Below are 9612 nucleotides of genomic sequence, written 5' to 3' on the forward strand. Positions count from 1 at the left end.
CATGCCCCTGATCGACCGCATTGAAGGCTACGCCGACGAGCTCACCGCGATCCGCCGCGACCTGCACGCTCATCCGGAGATCGGCTTCGAGGAGACGCGCACATCCGGCATCGTCGCCGAGAAGCTTGCGCAATGGGGCATCGAAGTGCATCGCGGCCTCGGTGGTACCGGCCTGGTCGGCGTGCTCAAGGGCAAGGGCGCCAATGGCAAGACGATCGGTCTGCGCGCCGACATGGACGCGCTGCCCATGGAAGAGAACACCAACCTGCCCTGGCGCTCGACCATTCCGGGCCGCTTCCATGGCTGCGGCCATGATGGCCACACCACCATGCTGCTCGGCACTGCGCGCTATCTGGCCGAGACCCGGAATTTCGACGGCACCGTGCATTTCATCTTCCAGCCCGCCGAGGAAGGCCTCGGCGGCGCGCGGGCGATGATCAAGGACGGGCTGTTCGAGAAGTTTCCCTGCGACGAGCTCTACGGTCTGCACAACGCGCCCGATCTGAACCACGGCGAGATCGCCATCCTGCCGGGGCCCGCGATGGCCGGCGCCGATTTCTTCGATATCCGCATCTCCGGCTATGGCGCCCATGGCGCGATGCCCGAGCGCTCCAAGGACGCGGTCGTCATTGCAACCACCGTGGCGCAGTCGATCCAGACCATCGTCAGCCGCAATGTCGATCCGTTGCAGGCCGCCGTGGTCTCGATCACGCAGATCCATGCCGGCTCCGCCTACAACGTCATTCCGGGCGATGCCTGGCTGTGCGGCACCGTGCGCGCCTTCTCCGATTCCGTCCGCGCCCTGATCCGCGAGCGCATGCGCGCGCTCTGCGCCGGCGTGGCGGCCGCCTTCCATTGCGAGATCGACGTCGATATCCGCGATACGTTCAGCGTGCTGGTGAACCAGGAAGAACAGTCCAAGGTGGTCGAAGAGGTCGCACGTAGCGTGGTCGAGCCGTCCAAGGTCGTGACCCGCTCGACCCCGAAGATGGGCAGCGAGGACTTCGCCGACATGCTGCAGAAGATTCCGGGCGCCTATTTCTGGGTTGGCCATGACGGCTCGGTCCCGGTGCACAATCCCGGTTACGTGCTGGACGACAAGATCCTGCCGGTCGGCGCCAGCATGTTCGCCCGTATCATCGAAACCCGCCTCCCAGTGTGAGCGCCCATGCATAAACCGGTCTCGGACGAGATTACCTCGCTGCACGACCTTTCCGCGGTCGATCTGATCGCCGGCTATCGCGCGCGCCAGTTCTCGCCATCGGAGGTGATGGAGGAGGTGCTGGCACGTGCTGCGGCTTGGGAGCCGCACATCAAGGCGCTCTATCTGTTTGATCCCGATGCGGCGCGCGCCGCCGCATCGGCCTCCACGGCGCGCTGGGCGCAGGACGAGCCGATCGGTGCGCTCGACGGCGTACCAACGACGGTGAAGGACAACATGGCCACCAAGGGCCAGCCGATCCCGCTCGGCTCGGCGAGCGTCACGCTGGCGCCGGCCGTGGCGGACGCCCCGCCCGTCGCACGCTTGCGCGAAGCTGGCGCGATCATCTTCGCCAAGACCACGATGCCGGATTACGGCATGCTGTCCTCTGGCTTGTCGAGCTTCCATCCGCTCACCCGCAATCCCTGGGACCTCAAGATGAATCCCGGCGGCTCGAGCGCCGGCGCTGGAGCCGCCGCCGCGGCCGGTTATGGCCCGTTGCACCTCGGGACCGACATTGGCGGCTCGGTCCGCCTGCCGGCATCGTGGTGCGGCCTGGTCGGCCTCAAGCCGAGCCACGGGCGCGTGCCGATCGATCCGCCCTATGTCGGCCGCGTCGCCGGGCCGATGACGCGCACCGTCGATGACGCTGCGCTGATGATGAGCGTGCTGTCGAAGCCCGATCGTCGTGACGGCAGCAGCCTGCCGCCGAGCGACCTCAACTGGAAGCTCGCCGAGAAATCGCCGCGCAAGCTCCGCATCGGCGTGATGCTCGAGCCCGGCGTCGGACAGCCGCTGGAGCAGCCGGTGCGCGCGGTCGTGCTCGAGGCGGCAAAGGCGTTCGAATCCGCAGGCGCCGTCGTCGGCGAAGCCAAGGGCTTCCTCACGCGCGAGATGCTCGACGGGCTCGACAATTTCTGGCGCGCGCGGCTGTGGGACGATCTCTCCCGGCTCACGCCCGAGATCCGCAACAAGACGCTGCCTTATATCCTGCAATGGGCCGAGCGCGGCGCGACGCTTTCGGGCGTCGAGGTCGTGCGCGGCTTCAACGTCACCATGGCGATCCGCGCCGCCGCCGCCAAGATGTTCTGCGAGTTCGACTACGTGATCTCGCCGACCTCTCCGGGCGTGAAATTTCCGGCGGAGTTCGCATCCCCGATCAACGACCCGCAGCTGCCGTTCGAGCACATCACCTACACCGTGCCGTGGAATATGTCGGAGAACCCGGCGGTCTCGATCAACGCCGGCTATGACGCCCACGGCTTCCCGATCGGGCTGCAGATCGTCGGCCGCCGCTTCGACGATCTCGGCGTGCTCGGCCTGGCGAAGACCTTCGAGGGCCTGCGCGGCGAGCAGCGCCCCTGGCCGGCGCCGCCGAAGGCATAGATATTTCCGCCGTCATTCCGGGGCGATGCGAAGCGACGAGCCGGGAATCCATGCTAGCCAATTCACAATGGTGGTTATGGATTCCGGGCTCGTCGCTTCGCGCCGCCCCGGAATGACGACGTGAGCAGCTACAACGACGACAACAAAAGCAAACAAGCGCGAGGAAACGCCCATGGCCTACGAGACCATTCTCTACGACGTCGCCGACCAGATCCTGACCATTACGCTCAACCGTCCCGAGAAGCTGAACGCCTTCACGCCGACGATGCAGAAGGAGCTGATCGACGCCTTCGATCGCGCCGACCGGGACGACGAGGTCAGAGCGATCATCGTCACCGGCGCGGGCCGCGCCTTCTGCGCCGGCGCCGATCTGTCCTCCGGTGCCGACACCTTCGATCGCGACGCCAGGCGCGGACCCGTCAAGCGCCATGCCGACGGCCGCGTCGACTATTCCGATCCGCAGGTCCGCGATGGCGGCGGACAGGTCACTCTTCGCATCTTCAAGTCGCTGAAGCCCGTCATCGCCGCGGTCAACGGCCCTGCCGTCGGCATCGGCGTCACCATGCAGCTCGCGATGGACATCCGCATCGCCTCGGAAGCGGCGCGCTTCGGCTTCGTGTTCTCCCAGCGCGGCATCGTGCCGGAGGCGGCGTCCAGCTGGTTCCTGCCGCGCATCGTCGGCATCTCGCAAGCCTTGGAATGGTGCTACACCGGCCGCGTCTTCCCGGCGCAGGAGGCACTTGCGGGGCGTCTCGTCAGCAAGGTGGTGCCGCCGGACGAACTGCTGCCGACCGCTCGTGCGCTGGCGCGCGAGATCGCCGAGAAGACCGCCCCGGTTTCGATCGCGCTGATCCGCCAGATGATGTGGCGCATGATGGGCGCCGACGATCCGATGGAGGCGCACAAGGTCGACAGCCGCGGCATCTATGCACGCGGGCGCTCCGATGACGTCAAGGAAGGCGTGATGGCGTTCCTGGAGAAACGCCCGGCGCAGTTCAGGAACAAGGTCTCCAGCGACATGCCAGACTATTTCCCGTGGTGGGACGAGCGGGAGTACAAGTAGAGTTGCCCACGCTGTCATCCCGGCGAAAGCCGGGATCCATGCCGCGTGATCTATCAGGGGCAATCCGGACGTCGTTCTTCGCCAAATGGCGTTCTGTGGATTTGGGTCCCGGCTCAAAGGCCGGGACGACACCGAACGGGTTGCTTTCAGCGCCGGTTCACAAACCAGCACCGCGACCGCTCAGGCCGCCTTGATGCCGTTGATGAAGGCATCGACCTGTCGGCGCATGCTCTCCGATTGGCGCAACAGCTCCTTCGAGGCGCCGAGCACCTGGCTCGCTGCCGTTCCGGACTCGGTGGCCGCAGCGGTGACCTGCAGGATATTGTCCGATATCTCGCCGGTGCCCTGCGCCGCATGTTGCACGTTGCGAACGATCTCGCGCGTCGCGGCGTCCTGCTCCTCGACGGCTGAAGCAATCGAGACCGCAATCGTGTTAAGCTCGTCGATCGTGGTCGTGATCCCTCGAATGGCCCGTACGGCCTCGGTCGAGATGCCCTGCATCGCCGATATCTGCGCGCGGATCTCGTCGGTAGCCTTGGCGGTCTGCTCGGCAAGGCTCTTCACTTCGCCGGCAACCACCGCAAAACCGCGGCCCGCATCGCCCGCCCGCGCGGCCTCGATCGTGGCATTGAGCGCAAGCAGGTTGGTCTGACCGGCGATCTCGCTGATCAGCCTGACCACATCACCGATCTTCTCGGCCGCGCTGGAGAGGCCCTGCACGGTCTCGTTCGCCCGTCGTCCCTCGACCACCGCTCCACGCGCGATCTCGGTGGACTGCGTCACCTGGCCACCGATCCTTGCGACCGCAGTCGACAGTTGCTCCGATGCTGCAGCCACCGTCTGCATATTGCCCGATGCGGCTTCGGTCGCCTGCGCCACTCTCGCCGCCTCGCCGCTGGTCCGGCTTGCACTCTTATCCATCACGGCGGCGGTCGACTCCAATTGGGTCGATGCCGAGATCACCGTCTCGATCACGCCTGCGATATCGTTGCTGAACCGGTCGGCGAGGTCGCCGACCTGCCGCGCTCTGGCAGTGCGCGCACGTTCCGCCTCGGCATCCTTGGCGGTGAGCTCGGCCGTATGGATCATGTTCTGCTTGAAGAACTGCACCGACTGCGCCATCAGCCCGATCTCGTCGCACCGGTCGACCGCGTCGACCTCCGTCGCAAGATCGCCCTTCGCGAGCCGCGTCATCGCATCGGCGAGCGCGTTGACCGGCTCGGTGATGCTCCGTGCCATCGCAAGCACGGCACCGATGCTGACCAGCAGGGCGACCAGCAGCAATCCGGCAACGACACCGAGACTCCTATCAGCGTCGGCTTCCTTGCGCGCCATCATCTCCGACAGTTCGGCCGCCAGCGCGTCCTCGACCTTTTTCAGAAGATCGATCCGCACAGTCGCCGCGTCGAACCACACCTTGCTGTCGAGCCCCTTGAAATCACCATTGACCGCGCCTTGTTCGACGGTCTTGCGCATCGCGCTGAAACCTTGGATGGCCGAGCTCGCCATTGCGGCCTGGAATGCCGCCTGCGCCTTCGCGGTCGCGACCATTCTGAACGCGCTGAAGAAGCTGTCCTGAGCTGCAGCAAGCCCCATCGCACGGGCATAGCCAGCCGGTTCGAAGCGGCCCGCAGCAAGGCCGCCGGCCACGGTGGCGCGCTCCAAGCCGGCGCGCTCCTTGCCCTCGGTCAGGTTGCCATAGGCGATGATGGCTTTGGAAATCTCGTCGTCGTGGCTCAATTTCGACATGCCGTTGATCAGTCCGATCAGACGGCTGACGATCTCGGTGAGATTGCCGACCGCGACGGGCGGCGTGACCGATTGCGCGTCAATCTCACCGCGATAGCCATCGAGCTGGGCCAGTTGCTGCTCGCAGTCGCGCACGGCCGCAGCCAGGGCTTCGGCGCCACGCAGCTCGTTGAGTGCAGTGACCGCGGCTGCACGCTCCACATTGGACTGCTGACGTTGGCGGGCGAGCTCGGGGCCCATCTGCAGGCCCTTGCTGCTGAGGAAGGCCGACGACATGCCGCGCTCGCGCTGCAGCTCGTGAACGAAGCGGCTCAGCTGGCCGACAGCTTCTGCAACCGGCTGCAGGCGCGCCATCTCGGAACGGACCGACCACTTTGTGGAGATTTCGTAGGCGGCCAGTGCGCCGAGTGTGAGGATCGGCAACAATGCCGAGAGGGCTATCCGGTGAAGTATTTTCGACGTCTTGAGCATGATCGGCCTCAACCTGTCCGATCATTTTAGAAATCCAGTGGTAAATAAACCCACAGACTTGCGCGCCGCAATTTTGGGCAGACGCTTGCAAACTAATCCATCATCAGCGCGACACGGCCGATCGCCTTGCGCTCGATAAGCAATCGCATCGCGCGCGCATAGTCCTCGATCGGCACGCGATGCGACACGTGCGGCCGCAGCCTGCCCGCTTCCGCCCAGGCCAACAGCGCCCGCATGCGCGCGGCTGCCAGTGCCGGGTCCTTGCGCGTCGCCTCCCCGGCTCGCACACCGAGTACGCTCGCGCCCTTCATCAGGATCAAATTGGTGCGGGCGAGCCCGATGCCGCCGGTGAAGCCGACGACGAGCAGCCGCGCGCCCCAGGCAATGCTTCGCACGCTCTGCTCGAACACCTCGCCGCCGACCGGATCGAACACGACATCGACGCCACGCCCATCCGTGATCCGCTTGACCGCCTCGCGGAACGGCTCCCGGGAATAGAGCACGAGATGGTCGGCGCCGCGCGATCGCGCGACCCCGAGCTTCTCCTCGGATGACGCCGCGGCGATCACGGTCGCCCCTAACAGCTTGCCCATCTCGACCGCGGCAAGGCCGACGCCGCCACCGGCGCCATGGACGAGGAGAACCTCGCCAGCCTTGAGTTGGCCGCGGTCGACCAGCGCGTGATGGGCTGTGCCGTAGGCGGCAAGATATGTCGCGCCTTCGGCATAGTCGAAGGTGGAGGGCAACGGCGTCAGCTGGCCGGCTACGACCGCCGCTTCCTCGGCATAGGCGCCGAAGCGCATCCGCACGATGACTTTGTCGCCGACCGCCGCGCCCGTCACGTCCGGACTCACCTCGACGACGTCACCTGCCGCCTCTACACCCGGTGTGAACGGCAATTCCGGCTTGAGCTGATATTCGCCGGCGCACATCAGTATGTCGGGAAAATTGATCCCGGCGGCGCGGATCCTCACCCGCACCTCGCCCTCTTGCAGCGAGCGGCTTTCGATGTTTTCCAGCCGCAACATCTCGGGCGCCCCGAGTTCGCGGCAGACTACGGCGCGCGACATCAGGCTGCGCGCTCTTTGCTTCGAGCCAGCGCTTCGCGCACCAGCGGCAGGCGGTCGTTGCCGAAATACATGTCGGTCTGGTTGAGGAAGATCGTGGGCGAGCCGAAACCTCCGCGCTTGACCACCTCCTCCGTGTTCGCCCTGAGCTGATCCTTGACGGCCTGCTGGCTGATCCCCTCAAAGAACTTTGCGGAATCGATCCCGACCCGCCGGCAGATCTCCGTCAGCACGCCATCCTGCGAGATGTCCTTGTCCTCGCCCCAATAGGCCTCGAACACCGCACGCGCGAACGGCACCATGTCCTCGTTGCCGAGCCAGATGCAGCCGCGCATCGCCTTGACGCTGTTCACCGGAAACACGGTCGGCGGCATCTTGATCTTGAGACCCGCCGAGCGCGCCCAGTCGCCGAGGTCCTTGAGCATGTATTGCGCCTTCAGCGGCACCGGGGTTTCGCGTTGCGCGTAGACGCTCGGATTCACGGTATTGAAAATGCCGCCGACCAGGATCGGCCGCCAAACGATCTCCGCACCGAACTCTGCCGCGATCGGCTGGATGTTGTGGAAGGCGAGATAGGTCCACGGGCTGGAGCAGTCGAAGAAGAATTCGATCATGGCGTTTCCTGCCAGCCACTTTTCGCGGCCGTATTCATTGCTATACCTTGACCATAAGACATGGCAGAGAAGCGCTCAACAACATCGGCCGAAGCTGGCATATGAGGACGCCGCCCATGGAACCGACGGGGAATGACAAGGTGCTGTTTCCATCCACCATCGCAGGCTCCCTGCCGAAGCCGGAATGGCTGGCCGAGCCGAATGCGCTCTGGGCGCCGTGGAAATCGAAGGGCGACGAGCTTGCCCGCGCCAAGCGCGATGCGACCATCCTGGCGCTGAAGCTGCAGGAGGATGCCGGCATCGATATCCTCACCGAGGGAGAGCAGTCGCGCCAGCATTTCGTGCATGGCTTCCTCGAGCGCGTGGAAGGCATCGATTTCGTCCACAAGGTCGAGATGGGCATCCGGAAAGATCGCTATAAGGCGATGGTGCCGCAGGTCGTGGCGCCGCTGTCGCTGAAGGGTCGCGTCCATGCCGACGAGGCGCGGATCGCGCGCACGCATACGACGCGGGCGCTGAAGTTCACGCTGCCTGGACCGATGACCATCATCGACACCATCGCCGACAATTACTACGGCGACCGGGTCAAGATGGCCTTCGCCTTCGCCGAGCTGTTGAACCAGGAGGCCAAGGCGCTGCATGCCGACGGCATCGACCTAATCCAGTTCGACGAGCCCGCCTTCAACGTCTACATGGACGAGGTGCGCGACTGGGGCATCAAGGCGCTGGAGCGTGCGGCCGAAGGGCTAACCTGCCCGACCGCCGTCCACATCTGCTACGGCTATGGCATCAAGGCCAATACCGATTGGAAGGAAACGCTGGGCAGCGAGTGGCGGCAATATGAGGAGACCTTTCCGGCGATCGATGCCTGCGCGATCCAGCAGGTCGCGGTCGAATGCCGCAACTCGAAAGTGCCGGTCGAGTTGCTCGGGCTGTTGAAGAACAAGGTGGTGCAGGCCGGCGTGATCGATGTCGCCAGCGACGAGATCGAGACCGCGGAAGACGTCTGCAAGGTGATCGAAGACGTCATGAAATACGTGCCGAAGCAGAACATCATCGCCACCACCAATTGCGGCATGGCGCCGATGCGGCGCGAGATCGCGGAAGCCAAGCTGATGGCGCTGGGCAGCGGCGCGAAGCTGGCGCGGCAGCGGCTGGCGTAATCAGCTTGGACCCGAGCTATCGAAGCCGGGTACACCGTGTTCCCTCCCCGCCGTTGGGCTAGGGAGGGGGTAAGCCCCACACGCCTGCGCTCGTCCCCCTCTCCAACTCTCTCCCACAAGGGGGCGAGAGCAGACCGAGCTACCCTCGCGTCTTTTGTGCCTGCGCGCTCGGATGCAGCACAGGCTCGTAGCGCGCTTGCAGGGTCCGAACGGTCGACGGCGGGGTCAGCAGCATCGCTTCATCAGGCGGGGCACGCGCATCACCATAGCCGGCCGGCGACCATGGCAACGCCCTGCCCTGCAGAATCAAGAAGCTCTCTTCGCCCGCCTGCACCATCGCGCCATCAGGCAATTGCTCCAGTGGCGCCGGCAGCGGATGCAGCCGCTTCCGGCCGCGCTCCAGCCGCTCGCCATGCAGCACGGTATCAATGTCCGAGGCGTGCACGCCGCTCGCTCCGTTGCCCGCCTCCCACGCCACGCGAAAACGGTTGGCGTCCTCACGGCGGCAATAGAAGCAGGGCCGATGCCCGGCGGCGAGCGCGGTGGCTTCGTCGAGGAAGAACAGTTCGGTCCAGCTTCGCCGGGCCATCACCTCGCGGCGACGGCCGCGGAAGTCACACAGGCAGGTGAGCCAGGCCGGGCTCGACCAGCGCCTCCTCAGCAGCGTCCTGGTCGCGGGATCATGGATGATGCCGCGATTGCCGGTGAACAGGCCGCGTTCGGGCGTCGCGATGATGTCGCCAGTGGGGGTGACGCGGTTTTGCAGCGGCATCGAGGCTTGGCTCCTCACCGCCGTCATTCCGGGGCGGCGCAAAACGATAAGCCCGGCGACTGTCTTAGCTGTCAAGCGATTGCTGGGTATATCGGGTGTTGTTTTTGACCATGGTGTTTGCGGTGA

8 protein-coding genes are annotated in these 9612 nt (G+C 65.3%); 4 read left to right on the forward strand and 4 right to left on the reverse strand.

The window, feature by feature from the left end; translation table 11 throughout:
* Nucleotide 1: 1 nt before the first annotated feature.
* The 3 genes from QX071_RS28030 to QX071_RS28040 all read left to right on the forward strand — a co-directional run bounded on the left by QX071_RS28030 (nt 2) and on the right by QX071_RS28040 (nt 3650).
* On the forward strand, nt 2-1162 hold the full coding sequence (locus QX071_RS28030) for a M20 aminoacylase family protein (protein WP_315704985.1): 1161 nt from the start codon (nt 2-4) through the stop codon (nt 1160-1162).
* A 6-nt stretch (nt 1163-1168) separates the two neighbouring features.
* The gene (locus QX071_RS28035; RefSeq protein ID WP_315704984.1) at nt 1169-2587 is read left to right on the forward strand and encodes an amidase; all 1419 of its coding nucleotides are present in this window, start codon (nt 1169-1171) and stop codon (nt 2585-2587) included.
* 172 nt (nt 2588-2759) lie between these two features.
* On the forward strand, nt 2760-3650 hold the full coding sequence (locus QX071_RS28040; RefSeq protein ID WP_315704983.1) for a crotonase/enoyl-CoA hydratase family protein: 891 nt from the start codon (nt 2760-2762) through the stop codon (nt 3648-3650).
* Nucleotides 3651-3830: 180 nt separating this feature from the next.
* Here QX071_RS28040 and QX071_RS28045 read toward each other — a convergent pair whose 3' ends face one another.
* From QX071_RS28045 to QX071_RS28055, 3 genes are all read right to left on the reverse strand, one after another.
* Nucleotides 3831-5870: a methyl-accepting chemotaxis protein gene (locus QX071_RS28045; RefSeq protein WP_315704982.1), complete on the reverse strand. Its 2040-nt coding sequence runs from the start codon at nt 5868-5870 to the stop codon at nt 3831-3833.
* Nucleotides 5871-5962: 92 nt separating this feature from the next.
* The gene (locus QX071_RS28050) at nt 5963-6940 is read right to left on the reverse strand and encodes an NADPH:quinone oxidoreductase family protein (protein WP_315704981.1); all 978 of its coding nucleotides are present in this window, start codon (nt 6938-6940) and stop codon (nt 5963-5965) included.
* A complete protein-coding gene (locus tag QX071_RS28055) occupies nt 6940-7551 on the reverse strand; it encodes a 2-hydroxychromene-2-carboxylate isomerase (protein WP_315704980.1) in 612 nt (203 codons plus the stop codon). The genes QX071_RS28050 and QX071_RS28055 overlap by 1 nt, the downstream gene beginning before the upstream one ends.
* 140 nt (nt 7552-7691) lie before the next feature.
* Here QX071_RS28055 and QX071_RS28060 point away from each other — a divergent pair, with 140 nt between their 5' ends.
* The gene (locus QX071_RS28060) at nt 7692-8714 is read left to right on the forward strand and encodes a methionine synthase (RefSeq protein ID WP_315705461.1); all 1023 of its coding nucleotides are present in this window, start codon (nt 7692-7694) and stop codon (nt 8712-8714) included.
* Nucleotides 8715-8853: 139 nt separating this feature from the next.
* On the opposite strand, the gene QX071_RS28065 is transcribed toward QX071_RS28060, so the two are convergent.
* Nucleotides 8854-9486 (reverse strand): hypothetical protein, encoded by a 633-nt coding sequence (locus tag QX071_RS28065; protein ID WP_315705460.1) that lies wholly within the window; start codon nt 9484-9486, stop codon nt 8854-8856.
* Between the last annotated feature and the right edge of the window lie 126 nt (nt 9487-9612).

The organism is Bradyrhizobium sp. SZCCHNS1022 (genome assembly GCF_032484835.1).
GTDB lineage: Bacteria > Pseudomonadota > Alphaproteobacteria > Rhizobiales > Xanthobacteraceae > Bradyrhizobium.

Excerpts from the sequence above, each read along its gene's own strand:
- QX071_RS28030 (WP_315704985.1), top strand. The coding sequence starts at position 2 with ATGCCCCTGATCGACCGCATTGAAGGCTACGCCGACGAGCTCACCGCG.
- QX071_RS28035 (WP_315704984.1), top strand. The coding sequence starts at position 1,169 with ATGCATAAACCGGTCTCGGACGAGATTACCTCGCTGCACGACCTTTCC.
- QX071_RS28040 (WP_315704983.1), top strand. The coding sequence starts at position 2,760 with ATGGCCTACGAGACCATTCTCTACGACGTCGCCGACCAGATCCTGACC.
- QX071_RS28045 (WP_315704982.1), bottom strand. The coding sequence starts at position 5,870 with ATGCTCAAGACGTCGAAAATACTTCACCGGATAGCCCTCTCGGCATTG.
- QX071_RS28050 (WP_315704981.1), bottom strand. The coding sequence starts at position 6,940 with ATGTCGCGCGCCGTAGTCTGCCGCGAACTCGGGGCGCCCGAGATGTTG.
- QX071_RS28055 (WP_315704980.1), bottom strand. The coding sequence starts at position 7,551 with ATGATCGAATTCTTCTTCGACTGCTCCAGCCCGTGGACCTATCTCGCC.
- QX071_RS28065 (WP_315705460.1), bottom strand. The coding sequence starts at position 9,486 with ATGCCGCTGCAAAACCGCGTCACCCCCACTGGCGACATCATCGCGACG.